This is a genomic window from Nocardia paucivorans NBRC 100373, assembly GCF_000308675.1.
Taxonomy (GTDB): domain Bacteria; phylum Actinomycetota; class Actinomycetes; order Mycobacteriales; family Mycobacteriaceae; genus Nocardia; species Nocardia paucivorans.
Genome location: NZ_BAGE01000044.1, coordinates 39,107 through 54,790 on the forward strand (window position 1 = coordinate 39,107; position 15,684 = coordinate 54,790).

The following is a 15,684-nucleotide window of genomic DNA, read 5'->3' on the forward strand; positions in this document are numbered from 1 at the left end:
TCTTTCGGTCTCTCCCCTGGCTGAGGAGGACCGGCGTTCCGGCCGAGAAAGAGAGTACCAAACAGCTCCCGGTTCACTGCAAATCGCCTGGTCATCGGCCGCGTCGCGAGTATCGATACGCGCTTCGACACCCGATTCGACCGCGCCGACCGAGTTCCGTCGCTTCGACCACCGAGACCGGCACCCGCCTGCGCACCGGCCGTTTCGCCCCCCGGCCGGCGCTTCCCCCGACCGGACGCGTCCGGTCGGGGGAAGTCGCGATATCACCGACTCAGTTCGGTGGCGTCCATTCGCGGGCCGCCCGCAGCCGCTCCAGACTCGGTTCACGACCGAGTAATTCCAGGGATTCGAACAGCGGCGGACTGATATGCGATCCGGTTACCGCCACCCGAACCGGAGCGAATGCCTTACGCGGTTTCAGGCCCATTTCTTCGATGAGCGCATTTTTCAGAGCACCCTCGATCCCAGCGGTCGTCCAGGACGACAAAGACTCCAATGCAGTAATAGCGGCATCCAATACCGGGCGGGCATCCGGACCCAAATTCTTGGTGCCGGCCGCGGGGTCGATGGAGAACTGTTCGGCGGGGGCGAAGAGGAAACTCAACAGGTCCCACGCGTCCGACAGAACAACAATCCGGGTCTGCACCAGATCGGCCGCCGCGGCGAACACCTTGTCGTCGATCGTGGCGTCTATGTGTCCCTCTCGGATGAGATATTCCCGCAGCCGACGCGCGAAATCTGCCGGTTCCAGCAACCGGATGTGTTCGGCGTTGATCGCGTCGGCCTTCTTCTGGTCGAAGCGTGCCGGATTGGAATTCACGGTCGAAATATCGAAGGCCGCCACCATCTCGTCCATGGTGAAAACGTCGCGGTCGTCGGAGAGCCCCCATCCGAGCAGGGCCAGGTAGTTCAGTAGACCTTCGGGAATGAAGCCACGCTCCCGGTGGACGAACAGATTGGATTCCGGATCGCGCTTGGACAGCTTCTTGTTGCCCTGCCCCATGACGAACGGCAGATGCCCGAATTCGGGGGTGCCCTCGGCGATGCCGATCCGCTGCAGGGCGGCGTAGAGCGCGATCTGCCGCGGGGTGGAGGAGAGCAGATCTTCGCCGCGCAGCACGTGGGTTATCCGCATCATGGCGTCGTCGACCGGATTGACCAGGGTGTAGAGCGGCTCGCCGTTACCGCGGGTGAGGGCGTAGTCCGGGACGACCCCGGCCTTGAAGGTGGTTTCACCGCGCACCAGATCGTGCCAGGTGATGTCGGCGTCGGGCATCCGCAGGCGGATCACCGCGGGACGGCCTTCGGCCCGGTAGGCCGCGATCTGCTCGGCCGTCAGATCGCGGTCGTAGTTGTCGTAGCCGAGTTTGGGATCGCGTCCGGCGGCCCGATGCCGTGCCTCGACCTCTTCCGGCGTGGAGAAGGATTCGTAGGCCTCCCCGGCCTCGAGCAGTCGGCGCACCACATCCTGGTACAGCTCACGCCGTTGCGACTGCCGGTAGGGCCCGTAGGGGCCGCCGACCTCGGGGCCTTCGTCCCAATTCAATCCGAGCCAGCGCAAGGCCTCCAGGATCGCCTGGTAGGACTCCTCGGTGTCACGGGCGGCGTCGGTGTCCTCGATTCGGAAGACGAAGGTTCCGCCGTGGTGACGGGCGAAGACCCAGTTGAACAGTGCGGTTCGAATGAGACCGACATGTGGTGTACCGGTGGGCGACGGGCAGAAACGGACCCGTACGTTCGTCATGGCTCTCTTTCGGTCAGCGTTGGGCGGCTACAGGTTTGGCCGCGACGGGATTGGTCAGCGTACCGATGCCCGATACGGTCACGGACACTTTTTGTCCGTCGCGCATCGGACCCACTCCTTCGGGGGTTCCGGTGAGAATGACATCGCCGGGCAACAGGGTCATCACGGTGGATACCCATTCGACGAGTTCCGGAATATCGTGCAGCAGTAGCGATGTGCGACTGCGCTGGCGCACCTCGCCGTCGAGTTCGGTGACGATCTCCAGATCCCCTGGGTCGACATCGGTTTCGATCCAGGGACCGAGCGGGCAGAAGGTGTCATATCCCTTGGCCCGCGTCCATTGACCGTCATGGGCCTGCTGATCTCGGGCCGTCACATCGTTGGCGACGGTGTAGCCGAGAATCACGTCGCGGGCCCGAGCGGCGGGCACATCCTTGCAGGGGCGCCCGATCACCACGGCCAGCTCGCCTTCGAAGTCGACACGAGACGAGTTGGGCGGCAACAGAACAGGGGCGTTGGGGCCGATGATGGCGGTGCTCGGTTTCATGAAGATCACCGGGTCCTCGGGCGCGCTACCACCCATTTCCGCGGCGTGCGCGGCGTAGTTCTTACCCACGCAGATCACCTTGCTGGCCAGGATCGGCGCGAGCAGTCGGATATCGGCCACCGGCCAACTGCGGCCGGTGAACGTCGGGGTGCCGAAGGGGTGTTCGGCGATTTCCTTGGCGGTCTCGCCTTCGATGGCGACGAACGCGACCCCGTCGGGACTGGCAACTCGACCTAGACGCATGACCGGAGTCTATCCACCGCCCATTACCTGCCCGAATGCGCCCGACCGGACGGTGTGATTCCCGACCGAACCGAATCGCTTCCCATCCGACCGGCCTCGACGAGCAATACCGTCACCCGCGGGTGTACGGTGGGACCGTCGCTCACTCAATGAGATTGATATTCCATATATTGAGATTGCAAGGTAGCGTGCCATGATCGAGAGGCCCTCGATAACCAAATCCGGTCCCCCTATGGACTCTCATCCGCCCCTGTCGAACGATTCGATCTCGACGGTGCGGCGCTGGGCCATGCTCGCCCTCGGAGTGTTCGCCCAGGCGTCCAGCGCGGTCGTCGTCCACGGTGTGCCGTTCCTGCTGGACGCGTTGACCGATACGGGAATGCCGCTACCCACCGCCGGTCTGCTGGTGGCCATGCCCATGGTCGGTCTGGTCTGCACCCTCATCGCCTGGGGATATCTGGTCGACCGTATCGGGGAGCGGACGGTGCTGGTGCTGGGCACACTCGTCATGTGCGTCGCAGGCGCCGCGGCCGCGTTCACCGCGAACCACCTCGTGCTCGGGGCCCTGCTGTTTCTGGGCGGTGTCGGCGCGGCCAGCACCAACGGTGCGAGCGGCCGGGTGATCGTGGGCTGGTTCCCCCCGCAGCGCCGCGGATTGGCCATGGGTATCCGGCAGACCGCCCAACCGCTCGGCGTCGGTATCGGCGCGATGGCCATCCCGTATATGGCCGAAACCTTCGGTATCGCCACCGCCATGGCGGTGCCCGCGGCCATGGCCGGTGTGGCGGCCGTGGGATGCCTACTCGGAATCATCGATCCGCCACGGCCTCCCATCGCCCGAGGCGACCGGGTCAACCCCTATCGAGGCTCGGGCACCCTGTGGCGTATCCACGGCGTCTCGATCCTGCTGGTGGTTCCGCAGGGCACCCTGTGGACCTTCGCCCTGCTGTGGTTGCACCGGGATATCGGCTGGTCCATGACCGTGGCCGGGATCGTGATCACCGCCACCCAACTCCTGGGTGCGGTCGGCCGAATCGGGGCGGGCGTCTGGTCCGATCGGGTCGGCAGCCGGATGGGGCCGCTGCGCACCATCGCCCTCACCGCGGTCGCGACCATGGTGGCGCTGGGAATCACCGCATGGCTGCACTGGTGGTGGGCGGCCATACCGCTGATGGTCGTCGCCTCCGTGGTCACCGTCTCCGACAACGGTCTGGCCTTCACCGCCATCGCCGAAATCGCCGGACCCCATTGGAGCGGACGCGGCCTCGGCATCCAGAACACCGGCCAGAATCTGACCATGGCCGCCATTCCGCCGGTGTTCGGCGCCCTGATCGTCGCCACCGGATTCCCGGCCACCTATCTACTGGCCGCGGTCGCGGCAGCCGTCGCCGTCCCCCTGGTCCCGAACGATCCCACCCGAAACCCGTGAACCGAAACCTGCCCGCAGCACCGAGCGCCGCCTCGACGAGGCGAGCGAGGCACCGCGAGATCCGGTGTGCCGAAACCCTGCGGCCACCTCGACCAACCACTCGTCCTCGGGTTCGAATCCCTTGCCGCTCTCCGGCAATTCGTAGAGATCCGACATCGCATAGGGACCGAGGTCGGCATCGCCGATCGTGCGTCGAACCGTCATGACGCCCTCCAGAGATTCGGCCGTTCGTCGAATCCGGCCCGAACACCTCGATACCGCCAAAGCAGCTCGAAATCTCGAAATACTGTTCCGGCGGCAGGCCGTGGTCGACCGGTCAGAGGGCCTTCACGATACGATCGCCGATTTCCGAGGTGGAAGCCGTACCGGTACGGGTGGCCAGATCCGCGGCGACCGCGGCGTGGATGCGCCCGGCGGCCTCGGTATTGCCGAGGTGTTCGAGCAGTAGCGCCACCGACAGGATGGCGGCGGTGGGGTCGGCCTTGCCCTGCCCCGCGATATCGGGGGCGCTGCCGTGCACCGGCTCGAACATACTCGGGTTGGTGCCGGTGGCGTCGATATTGCCGCTCGCGGCCAGACCGATGCCACCGCTCACCGCGGCGGCCAGATCGGTGATGATGTCACCGAACAGGTTGTCGGTGACGATCACGTCGAACCGGTCGGGATCGTTGACCATATGGATGGTCGCGGCGTCGATGTGCTGGTAGGCGACCTGAACCTCGGGGAACTCGGCGGCGACCGCGTCCACGGTGCGCTGCCACAGCGAACCGGCGAAGGTGAGCACATTGGTCTTGTGCACCAGGGTGAGGCGCTTGCGTCGGGCCTGCGCCTTGGCGAAGGCATAGCGCACCACCCGCTCGACACCGAACCGGGTATTGGTGCTGACCTCGGTGGCGACCTCATGCGGGGTGTCCACCCGGATCGCGCCTCCGGTACCGGTGTAGGGGCCTTCGGTACCTTCCCGGACCACCACGAAGTCGATCTCCGGATTACCTGCCAGCGGACCGGTGACGCCGGGGAACAGTTTCGACGGCCGCAGATTCACATGGTGGTCCAGTGCGAAACGGGTGCGCAGCAGCAGGCCGCGTTCGAGCACCCCGCTGGGCACCGACGGATCGCCGATGGCGCCGAGCAGGATGGCGTCGTGCTGTTTCAGCTCGGGCAACACCGACTCCGGCAATACCTCGCCGGTCGCGTGGTAACGCTTGGCGCCCAGGTCGTATTCGGTCTTCTCCACTCCGGGTACGACCGCGTCGAGTGCCTTGAGCGCCTCGGCGATGACCTCCGGACCGATCCCGTCACCGGGGATGACAGCCAGCTTCATGAAAACAATGCTCCGTTCGGTTCTCCGCGACCGTGTCCGGGACGCACCGGCCCAACGCGGCCGGCACGTCCCGGGTTTCGGGAATCAGAACAGGTCGACCAGAACGACCTTGGTGGCACCGACCGCTTCGGCGATGGAGGACTGCACATCGGCGGGGACCTCGCGGTTGACCCGCAGCACCACGGTGGCGCCTTCCTTGTTCACGTCCTGGGTCAGCTGAGCGGCCAGGATATCGACATCGGCGGCGCCCAGCGCGGTGCCGATCCTGCCCAGTGCGCCCGGCCGGTCGGCGTAGTTGAGGATCGCCAGGTTGAGACCTTCGGCGCGCATATCGTAGTTACGGCCGTTGATGTTGACGATCTTTTCCACCTGCTGCGGTTCGGTGAGGGCACCGGCCACATTGAGGGTGCGACCGTCCCCGAACACCGCGCGCAGGTCGACCAGACTGCGGTGGCTGGGGCTTTCCGAATGCGTGGTGACCTCGGTGCCGATCCCGCGTTCGGCGGCCAGCGCCGGGGCGTTGACGAAGGTGACCGGCTCCTCGACATGAGCGGAGAAGATTCCACGCAGGGCCGCCAGCTCCAGCACCTTGACCTCACTCGCCGCCAGTTCGCCGCGCACCTGGATCTCCACGCTCACCGGCAGCTCGTCGGAGAGCGCGCCCAACAGCACGCCCTGTTTGCGCACCAGATCCAGCCAGGGGGCGACCTCGTCACTCACCGCACCGCCGGCGACATTCACCGCACCGGGCACGAACTCCCCGGCCAGGGCCAGCAACACCGACTTGGCCACATCGGTGCCGGCCCGGTCCTGCGCCTCGGTGGTGGAGGCGCCCAGATGCGGGGTCACCACGACCTGCGGCAGTTCGAACAGCGGGCTGTCGGTGCACGGCTCGGTCTCGTAGACATCGATACCCGCGGCGCGCACATGGCCGGACTTGATGGCCTCGGCCAGGGCCGCCTCGTCCACCAGCCCACCGCGGGCGGCGTTGACGATGATGACGCCCGGCTTGGTCTTGGCGATGGCCTCCTTGCCCAGCAGGCCCTTGGTCTCCGGGGTCTTCGGCAGGTGGATGGAGATGAGGTCGGCGCGTTCGAGCAGTTCGTCCAGGCTCACCAGTTCGATGCCGAGCTGCGCGGCGCGGGCCGGGGAAACATAGGGGTCGAAGGCGATGACCTTGGTCTCGAAGGCGGCCAGACGAGCCGCGAACAGCTGACCGATCCGGCCGAGACCGATCACACCGACCGTTTTGCCGTAGATCTCCACACCGTTGAACTTGCTGCGCTGCCAGGTGCCCTGGCGCAGGGTCGCGTCGGCGGCGGGGATCTGTCGGGCGGCCGCCAGCAGCAAGGTGACCGCGTGCTCGGCTGCGGTGTGGATATTGGAGGTCGGAGCGTTGACAACCATGACGCCGCGTTCGGTAGCGGCGGGAACGTCGACATTGTCCAGGCCGACACCGGCCCGCGCGACGATCTTGAGATTCTTACCCGCTTCCAGCACTTCGGCGTCCACCGTGGTGGCGGAACGAACCAGTAGTGCATCGGCCTCGGGGACCGCGGCCAGCAATGCCGGTCGGTCCGGGCCATCCACCCAGCGGACCTCGACGCCGTCACCGAGCGCGTCGACGGTCGACTGGGCGAGCTTGTCGGCGATCAGAACTACAGGACGGCCTGCTTGGCTCACTGTGGGTTACTCCTGGAAGGAAGGGGACGGTGGTTTACCGCAGCACAGCTTAGTGGGCCGGCTTCCGCCCTCGATCCCCACCTGGCAGTCGGCCGCCGTCCGATGCGGGAAACACACCCGGATTCGACCGTCCGCGGACACGACACCGCCCCGGACTTCGCGCGAAATCCGGGGCGGTGCGTGGAAAACAGGAGTATCGCTGTCTCAGCGACCACCGAACAGAAGCGTGCCGATGCTCTCCAGCAGAACGTTCAAAGTAGCGCTACCGCTTTCGATGATAATGGGGATCATGCGAATTCCTTTCCGTGTCCATTCGGTCGTGACGACCGACTGTCACACGGAACATCGACCGCCCCTTCGACGGAGTTACAAAATCGATAGAATTAGTGGCGTATAACACAAATGCATTGCCGAACCGCCGATACGGCGCAGAAAAAATAGCGCCGGACCTCGGAAGATGCGATCCAACCCACCGCCGGCCAGGTGACCGAACCCACACACGAGAGGGCGTCACCCGGCAGCGAAATGCGCTCCGAAGTGCAATGCCCGTGATTTTCGCTATCGGGCCGAACGCAACCACGAGAAGGCGCTCGCGGACACCGGGTCACACGCTGCGAGAAGCCGCACGACCTCTTGGGAAATCACCTCTTGGTGAAATCATTGCCTCGAATACGCGATGGGCCCCGCACCTGTCCGGTGCGGGGCCCATCGGTCATATCACTCAGATGGAGCGAACATCCTGAGCCTGCGGGCCCTTCTGGCCCTGGCCGATCTCGAACTCCACCCGCTGACCCTCTTCGAGGGTACGGAAACCTGTGCCGGCGACCGCCGAGTAATGCACGAAGACGTCAGGACCGCCCCCGTCTTGCGCGATGAAGCCGAAGCCCTTCTCGCTGTTGAACCACTTCACACTGCCTTGAGCCATCTTGCTACTTCATACTTCCTGTAGGGAGCCAGGCAAATCACGTCGATGAGCCTGATCTCTCTGACAACGATGCCACGGCGCGAGAAGTTCCTCCACATGATATTCGTCCAAGTGTGAGGTAGAACGCCCTGAACGGTGTCCGGTTATGACGCGTCCACCGGACCGCACCACTCGTGATGTCAGGGTTCCCACCTAGTACTCGGGGGCGATTTTCCGCCCAATTGGGCCACATCGATACCGCCGAACGATGTGATGGGAAAGACTGAGAGCGCGTCGGCCGGATAGGACGGCCGCACCGTGTGTTCGCCCGGTGAAGTCGCTTCGACGGCCGAGCGGCAAGCCCGCCAGGGCAGTTCCATTTCCGCTTCCGGGGTGGAGTCGTCCCGGTCGGAGCGGCGCGTTCGGTGCCGGCCCACCCGAACCGACGCCCCGTAGGAAAGGAAACGAAAGTATGTTCTCGACAACCGAATCGACCGCGATACGGCGGACCACCGCGCGTATCGCGGTGATCGGCGCGCTCACCGCGATCCCGGTGGCGGCGGCGGTACCGGCCATGGCCGAACCGGCACCTTCCGCCCCCACGGTCACCGATGTCCACCATCCCCGTCACGGACATCACGACCGGGGCCGGCCCGGCGGTCATCGTCACCATGACCGGGATTGGGATCGGGGCCACGGATGGCGCGACAACGGCCCGGGCCGGTGGCCACGCCACCTCCTGCCGCCCGGCCTGTTCGGCAGCAGCTGATCGATAGCCGAAAGGGGCTCGTCCGAAAGCCGGACGAGCCCCTTTTCGTCACGTGCCGAAACGGCTACGACGTTGTGCGTCAGGCGGTTTCGGTGATCGGCCGATCCACCCAGCTCATCAGCCCGCGCAGCTTGGCACCGGTGACCTCGATCGGGTGCTCGGCATTCTGCTTGCGCAGCGCCTCGAGCTCCTTGTTCCCACCCTCGACATTGGCGACCAGCCGCTTGACGAAAGTACCGTCCTGGATATCGCGCAGAATGTCCTGCATCCGCTTCTTGGTGTCGGCGTCGATGACCCGCGGACCCGACAGGTAACCACCGAACTCGGCGGTATCGGAGACCGAGTAGTTCATGCGGGCGATACCACCCTCGTACATCAGGTCGACGATCAGCTTCAGCTCGTGCAACACCTCGAAGTAGGCCATCTCCGGGGCGTAACCGGCCTCGACCATGACCTCGAAACCGGTCTTGACCAGTTCCTCGGTACCACCGCAGAGCACGGCCTGCTCACCGAACAGGTCGGTTTCGGTCTCTTCCTTGAAGGTGGTCTTGATGACGCCGGCGCGGGTGCCGCCGATGGCCTTGGCGTACGACAGGGCCAGGGCCTGCCCCTCACCCTTCGGGTCCTGCGCCACCGCGATCAGCGCGGGCACACCCTTGCCGTCGACGAACTGACGGCGCACCAGGTGGCCGGGCCCCTTCGGCGCGACCATACCGACGGTGACATTCGCCGGCGGCTTGATCAGACCGAAGTGGATGTTCAGGCCGTGACCGAAGAACAGCGCGTCGCCGTCCTTCAGATTCGGCTCGATGTCATTGGTGTAGATGGACGCCTGCGCGGTGTCGGGAGCCAGCAGCATGATCACATCGGCCCACTCCGAAACCTCCGCGGGCGTGCCGACGGTGAGCCCGGCCTCCTCGGCCTTCGGCCGCGACTTGGAGCCGGGGGCCAGACCGACGCGGACCTCGACACCGGAGTCGCGCAGACTCAGCGAGTGCGCGTGCCCCTGGCTGCCGTAACCGATCACCGCGACCTTGCGGCCCTGGATGATCGACAGATCGGCGTCGTCGTCGTAGAACAGTTCGACTGCCACTATGTGGTTTCCCTTCTGAAGTGTCGTAACCCGCTCGGGCGGGCACGGAGATATGAGCTGTGTCCTTCGGCACGGCCGATCGGTGTCCTGCGTGGTTCACGCGCTGCCTGTTCCGAACACTGGGCCGGTCGTGCGGTCGGCTACCGCGCTGCGCGGATTCTGCCGGCTAGCGGGTTGCGGTGATCGACTTGGGTCCCCGACCCAGCGCCACGACACCGGACTGCACGATCTCCCGAATACCGTACGGTTCGAGCATCCGCAGCAGGGCGTCGAGTTTGGACCGGGTTCCGGTCGCCTCGACGGTGAGCGAATCCGGGGACACGTCGATGACCTTGGCCCGGAACAGGTTGACGGCCTCGATCACCTGGGTGCGCACACTGGCATCGGCACGCACCTTCACCAGGATCAGTTCGCGCGCGACCGAGGTCTCCGGGTCCTGCTCGACGATCTTGATGACATTGACCAGCTTGTTCAGCTGTTTGGTGACCTGTTCCAGCGGCAGCTCGTCCACGGTGACCACAATGGTCATCCGGGAGATGTCCTTGACCTCGGTCGCACCGACCGCCAAGGACTCGATATTGAACCCTCGCCGGGAGAACAGGCTCGCCACCCGGGCCAGCACGCCCGGTTTGTCCTCGACGAGGACGCTGAGGGTGTGGGTGGTGCTCATGCGGGTTTGTTCCCCTCGTCCGTACGCGCCTGGTCCCGCCCGTGGGACATGGCCTCATGGATAACGGCCGGTTCGGCGGCCTGCTCGTCCTCGTCGAACAGCGGCCGAATACCGCGGGCGGCCATGATCTCGTCGTTACTGGTGCCCGCGGCGACCATCGGCCACACCTGGGCGTCCTTACCGACGATGAAATCGATCACCACCGGCCGATCGTTGATGGACTGCGCCTCCCGGATGGCGGGCTCCACATCCTCTTCCCGCTCCACCCGGATGCCGTGGCAACCCAATGCCTCGGCGAGTTTCACGAAATCGGGGATGCGTAGACTGTGCGTGCCCAGCTCGGTATTGGAGTAGCGCTCCTCGTAGAACAGCGTCTGCCACTGACGCACCATGCCGAGGTTGCCGTTGTTGATGAGCGCCACCTTGATCGGCACGCCCTCCACCGCGCAGGTGGCCAGTTCTTGATTGGTCATCTGGAAACAGCCGTCGCCGTCGATCGCCCACACCTCACGGTCCGGTTGCCCCATCTTGGCGCCCATGGCGGCCGGCACGGCATAGCCCATGGTGCCCGCGCCACCGGAGTTGAGCCAGGTGCGTGGCTTCTCGTATTTGATGAACTGGGCCGCCCACATCTGATGCTGGCCGACACCGGCGCAGTAGATGGCATCGGGGCCGGCCAGTCGGCCGAGGGTTTCGATCACGAACTCGGGCGACAGCGACCCGTCCGCGGGCGGGGTCCAACCCAGCGGGTAGCTGTTACGGATCCCGTTGAGGTAGGACCACCAGTCGGTCAGATCCAGATCGATCCCGGCCGGGTCCGAGCGCAGGGTATCCACCAGTTCGGCGATGACCTCGCGGCAGTCGCCCACGATCGGCACATCGGCATGCCGGTTCTTGCCGATCTCGGCCGGGTCGATATCGGCGTGGATCACCTTGGCGCCCGGAGCGAAAGAATCCAGCCGCCCGGTCACCCGGTCGTCGAACCGGGCTCCGAGGGTGATCAGCAGATCCGAGCGTTGTAATGCCGCCACCGCCGCGACCGTGCCGTGCATACCCGGCATACCCAGGTTGAGCTCGTGACTGTCGGGGAACGCGCCCCGCGCCATCAGGGTGGTGACCACCGGGATCCCGGTGAGTTCGGCCAGCTCGCGCAGCTGCGCCGACGCGTCGGCCTTGATGACACCCCCACCGACATACAACACCGGCGCCTTGGCCTGCGCGATCAGCCGCGCCGCCTCGCGCACCTGCTTACCGTGTGGTTTGGTGACCGGGCGGTAACCGGGCAGTCGCATCTCCGGCGGCCAGCTGAAGGTGGTCTGCTGCTGCAGCACGTCCTTGGGGATGTCGACCAACACCACGCCCGGACGACCGGTGGCGGCCAGATGGAACGCCTCGGCGAGGATACGCGGAATATCGGTGCCCTCGGTGATGAGGAAGTTGTGTTTGGTGATCGGCATGGTGATGCCGGAGATATCGGCTTCCTGGAAAGCGTCGGTGCCGATCAGCGAACGCCCCACCTGACCGGTGATGGCCACCATCGGCACGGAGTCCATCTGGGCGTCGGCGATCGGGGTCACCAGGTTGGTGGCGCCGGGACCGGAGGTCGCCATGCACACACCCACCTTGCCGGTGGCCTGGGCATACCCGGTGGCGGCATGGCCCGCGCCCTGTTCGTGGCGCACCAGCACATGACGCACCTTGGTGGAGTCGAACAGCGGATCGTAGACGGGCAGGATCGCACCGCCCGGAATACCGAATACGGTGTCGACGCCGAGTTCCTCGAGCGACCGGACCACCGACTGCGCGCCGGTGACCCGCTCGGGCGGGACCTGGCGGCGGGTGGCCGCGTTCGTCGGAACGCCGGCGGAGGCCGGCTGGTTCGAAGGCGCGGGCCTACGGGCCGAGGAGGGCCCTGGCCGAGTTGTTGGTGCGCTCACCGTCTTGGTTCCTTACTGCTTGTCGTTTCGACCCCGGTCGCCCGGCCGGTGATCCGGTGCCCCGGATATCCACCACCGGCCCCGGACCGCGGTCGTGGTCCGGACACGTCATCTCGGCACATCACGTCGCCCGACATATCCCGTCTCGACCCATCTTCGTCGTACCGATGTCCCTGATTCGACACCCCAGGCTCCCGACACAAAAAAGCCCTCGACAGCCGGGGGCTGTTCGAGGGTGGCGCGTCGCAACGCGAGCTGACGTATTCGACTCAGGTAGTCGGGCTCAACGCTGGACGCGCCGACCGATTACGAGCAACTCGTTTCGCTTCACGCGCACGACGGTATGCGTGCGTGTGGTGCGGAGTCAAACAACTGAGCACCACGTTCCCATTATGTGGGACGACGGCGGTGCTCGGGTCCTTCCACCATGATGCGAGGATGGTGGGGTGTCATCACCGCATCAGTCCGTGCCACCTCCAGAATCGTCCCATACCTCCACGGCCGGGACCGATACGGGTAGCACATCCACCCGGCCGGGTGTGACGCGGGTCATCCGAGTGCCGCGCCTGGCCTTCCTCGGCGTGTTCATGCTGCTGTTGTGCGTGTTCTTCCCCATTGTGGGCTGGCCCGCCGGACTGTGGTGGTTGCTGCTGCTGCCGATCGGTGCCTCGGTCTGGCTGCTGCGCACCCGGACGACCATCACCCCCGAGGGTCTGCACCTGCGGACGGTTTTCGGTTCCCGGTTCGTCGCCTGGGAGCGGGTTCGCGGCCTGCGCATCCCCAAACGCGGCTTCGTCCGTGTCCATCTGGACGACGACACCGAGGCGAAACTACCGGCCGTGGGCTACGACCGCCTTCGCGATCTGGTGGCCGCCTCCGGCGGCCGCATCCCCGACCCCTTCGCCCCGCCGCCGACCCTCGCGACGACCGCGGACGCCGAGGGCCCGAGGCCATCCCGGTCCCGGACCGATTCCCCCGCCGCGGACGGTGACCCCGCTGAAGGCGAGAGCGCCGAAAGCGGCAATGCCGACAGCGACGACACCGCCGCGAAGAACCACACCGATACCACGCCGCCCGGAACACCGGAGTAGCGTGGAGCAGTCATGAACTGAATATCCCGGGCTCACGACTCTCCGGTTCCGTAGCTCTCGGAGTCGACTCTCGGAGTCGACTCTCGGAATTCACAGCCCCGTCCCGACCCGGACCGGTCGAGACGATTCCGCGCCGGCGAAGCCGCGGAGGCAGAAGACCCAGGGCGCCAGTGGTACGCGGACGACACCGTCCACCGACGGAATTCTCAGGGTTCGCGGCCTGCCTCGGGTCCGGACCGACCGGAGTGCTTCCGTGACAACGGAATCGACAACGGAATCGCGGAGAGAGGGAAGACCCGAGGTAACAGGGCCGCGAACACGCGTCGCCGAACAGCGGCGCAATGAGACACAGGACCAGCATGCCACCGCTTCGTTCACGCACCACCACCATCGGCCGCAATGCCGCGGGCGCCCGCGCTCTGTGGCGGGCGACCGGCATGACCGACACCGATTTCGGCAAGCCGATCGTCGCGATCGCGAACTCCTACACCCAGTTCGTCCCGGGACATGTGCATCTGAAGGACGTCGGCGAGATCGTGGCCGAGTCGGTCCGCGCCGCGGGCGGGGTGCCGCGCGAGTTCCACACCATCGCCGTCGACGACGGTATCGCCATGGGCCACGGCGGCATGCTCTATTCGCTGCCCAGCCGGGAGATCATCGCCGATTCGGTGGAATACATGGTGAATGCGCACACCGCCGACGCGCTGGTGTGTATCTCCAACTGTGACAAGATCACCCCGGGCATGCTCAATGCCGCCCTGCGGCTCGACATCCCCACGGTCTTCGTCTCCGGCGGACCGATGGAGGCCGGTAAGGCCGTGGTCGTCGGCGGAGTGGCACAGGCCCCCACCGACCTCATCACCGCCATTGCGGCCAGCGCCAACAGCGGTGTGACCGAGGAAGGGCTGACCGAAGTCGAGCGCAGCGCCTGCCCCACCTGTGGGTCCTGCTCCGGTATGTTCACCGCGAACTCGATGAACTGTCTGACCGAGGCGCTCGGCCTCGCGCTGCCGGGCAACGGATCCACGCTGGCCACCCATGCCGCGCGGCGCGCCCTGTTCGAGCGGGCGGGCAAGGTCGTCGTGGAGATCGCCAACCGCTGGTACCGCGACGACGACGCTTCGGTGCTGCCGCGCAATGTCGCGAACGCCAAGGCATTTCGCAATGCGATGGCCCTGGACGTGGCCATGGGCGGTTCCACCAATACGGTGCTGCACACCCTGGCCGCCGCCCAGGAGGGCGAGATCGACTTCGACCTGTCGACCATCGAGGAGATCAGCCGCCGGGTGCCCACCCTGTCGAAGGTCTCGCCCAACTCCGACTACCACATGGAAGATGTGCATCGGGCCGGCGGTATCCCCGCCATCCTGGGTGAACTGCGCCGGGCCGGACTGTTGGAAACCGATGTGACCACGGTGCACACACCGACACTGGACGAGTGGCTCGACACCTGGGACATCCGTTCCGGCAAGGCCTCCGACGAGGCGATCGAGCTGTTCCACGCCGCCCCCGGCGGGGTGCGCACCACCGAACCGTTCTCCACCGAGAACCGCTGGTCGTCACTGGACACCGATGCGGCGGGCGGTTGTATTCGCGATATCGAGCACGCCTACACCGCCGAGGGGGGCCTGGTGGTGTTGCGCGGCAATCTCGCCCCGGACGGGGCGGTGCTCAAGACCGCCGGTATCGACGAGGAGCTGTTCACCTTCCAGGGTCCGGCGGTTGTGGTGGAATCCCAGGAGGAAGCCGTATCGGTGATCCTGGAGAAGAAGATCCGCCCCGGTGACGTGATCGTGGTCCGTTACGAGGGTCCGGCGGGCGGCCCGGGCATGCAGGAGATGCTGCATCCCACCGCGTTCCTCAAGGGAGCGGGTCTGGGCAAGCAGTGCGCGCTGATCACCGACGGTCGGTTCTCCGGCGGCACCTCAGGGCTGTCCATCGGCCACATCTCCCCCGAGGCCGCCGGCGGTGGCACGATCGGCCTGGTGGAAAACGGCGATCAGATCCGCATCGATGTCGCCTCCCGCACCCTGGAGGTGCTGGTGGACGACGCCGTGCTGGCCGAGCGCCGAGCCAAGATGGAAGCGCGTGAACGGCCATGGCAGCCACTGCACCGGGAACGTCCGGTCACCGCCGCGCTGCGCGCCTACGCCGCAATGGCGACCTCCGCCGACAAGGGCGCCGTCCGCCGCGTCCCCTGATATCGCACCGCGTGGCCCGCCGGCCGGAAGAACAAGTCGCCGGCGGGCC

Annotated in this window: 12 protein-coding genes; 4 read left to right on the forward strand and 8 right to left on the reverse strand. The window is 66.0% G+C overall.

The window, feature by feature from the left end:
• Window positions 1-271 precede the first annotated feature (271 nt).
• Window positions 272-1,744, reverse strand: a complete 1,473-nt coding sequence (gene gltX, locus ON32_RS14620; RefSeq protein WP_040791471.1) for a glutamate--tRNA ligase — start codon at window positions 1,742-1,744, stop codon at window positions 272-274.
• Window positions 1,745-1,757: 13 nt separating this feature from the next.
• Window positions 1,758-2,534 carry a fumarylacetoacetate hydrolase family protein gene (locus tag ON32_RS14625; protein WP_040791472.1) on the reverse strand — a complete coding sequence of 259 codons (777 nt, stop codon included), beginning with the start codon at window positions 2,532-2,534 and terminating at the stop codon, window positions 1,758-1,760.
• Window positions 2,535-2,766: 232 nt separating this feature from the next.
• Here ON32_RS14625 and ON32_RS14630 point away from each other — a divergent pair, with 232 nt between their 5' ends.
• A complete protein-coding gene (locus ON32_RS14630; protein WP_217998061.1) occupies window positions 2,767-3,963 on the forward strand; it encodes an MFS transporter in 1,197 nt (398 codons plus the stop codon).
• Between the two features lie 316 nt (window positions 3,964-4,279).
• Here the strand turns inward: ON32_RS14630 and ON32_RS14635 are convergent, their stop codons facing one another.
• The 3 genes from ON32_RS14635 to ON32_RS14645 form a co-directional block, all read right to left on the reverse strand.
• Window positions 4,280-5,287: a 3-isopropylmalate dehydrogenase gene (locus ON32_RS14635; protein WP_040791473.1), complete on the reverse strand. Its 1,008-nt coding sequence runs from the start codon at window positions 5,285-5,287 to the stop codon at window positions 4,280-4,282.
• Window positions 5,288-5,371: 84 nt separating this feature from the next.
• Window positions 5,372-6,970: a phosphoglycerate dehydrogenase gene (serA, locus tag ON32_RS14640; protein ID WP_040791474.1), complete on the reverse strand. Its 1,599-nt coding sequence runs from the start codon at window positions 6,968-6,970 to the stop codon at window positions 5,372-5,374.
• A gap of 721 nt (window positions 6,971-7,691) precedes the next feature.
• Window positions 7,692-7,895, reverse strand: a complete 204-nt coding sequence (locus ON32_RS14645) for a cold-shock protein (RefSeq protein ID WP_040791475.1) — start codon at window positions 7,893-7,895, stop codon at window positions 7,692-7,694.
• A gap of 451 nt (window positions 7,896-8,346) precedes the next feature.
• Between ON32_RS14645 and ON32_RS14650 the strand changes: the two genes are divergently transcribed.
• On the forward strand, window positions 8,347-8,643 hold the full coding sequence (locus tag ON32_RS14650) for a hypothetical protein (RefSeq protein WP_040791476.1): 297 nt from the start codon (window positions 8,347-8,349) through the stop codon (window positions 8,641-8,643).
• Window positions 8,644-8,722: 79 nt separating this feature from the next.
• Here ON32_RS14650 and ilvC read toward each other — a convergent pair whose 3' ends face one another.
• From ilvC to ON32_RS14665, 3 genes are all read right to left on the reverse strand, one after another.
• Window positions 8,723-9,736, reverse strand: coding sequence for a ketol-acid reductoisomerase (gene ilvC, locus ON32_RS14655; protein WP_040791477.1), 1,014 nt, complete (start codon window positions 9,734-9,736; stop codon window positions 8,723-8,725).
• Between the two features lie 166 nt (window positions 9,737-9,902).
• Window positions 9,903-10,406, reverse strand: a complete 504-nt coding sequence (gene ilvN / locus ON32_RS14660) for an acetolactate synthase small subunit (RefSeq protein WP_040791478.1) — start codon at window positions 10,404-10,406, stop codon at window positions 9,903-9,905.
• A complete protein-coding gene (locus ON32_RS14665; RefSeq protein WP_040791479.1) occupies window positions 10,403-12,343 on the reverse strand; it encodes an acetolactate synthase large subunit in 1,941 nt (646 codons plus the stop codon). Before ON32_RS14665 ends, ilvN begins: the two co-directional genes overlap by 4 nt.
• A gap of 539 nt (window positions 12,344-12,882) precedes the next feature.
• Here ON32_RS14665 and ON32_RS14670 point away from each other — a divergent pair.
• Window positions 12,883-13,434, forward strand: coding sequence for a PH domain-containing protein (locus ON32_RS14670; protein WP_245551053.1), 552 nt, complete (start codon window positions 12,883-12,885; stop codon window positions 13,432-13,434).
• A gap of 359 nt (window positions 13,435-13,793) precedes the next feature.
• Window positions 13,794-15,635 (forward strand): dihydroxy-acid dehydratase, encoded by a 1,842-nt coding sequence (gene ilvD, locus ON32_RS14675; RefSeq protein WP_040791480.1) that lies wholly within the window; start codon window positions 13,794-13,796, stop codon window positions 15,633-15,635.
• Window positions 15,636-15,684 lie beyond the last annotated feature (49 nt).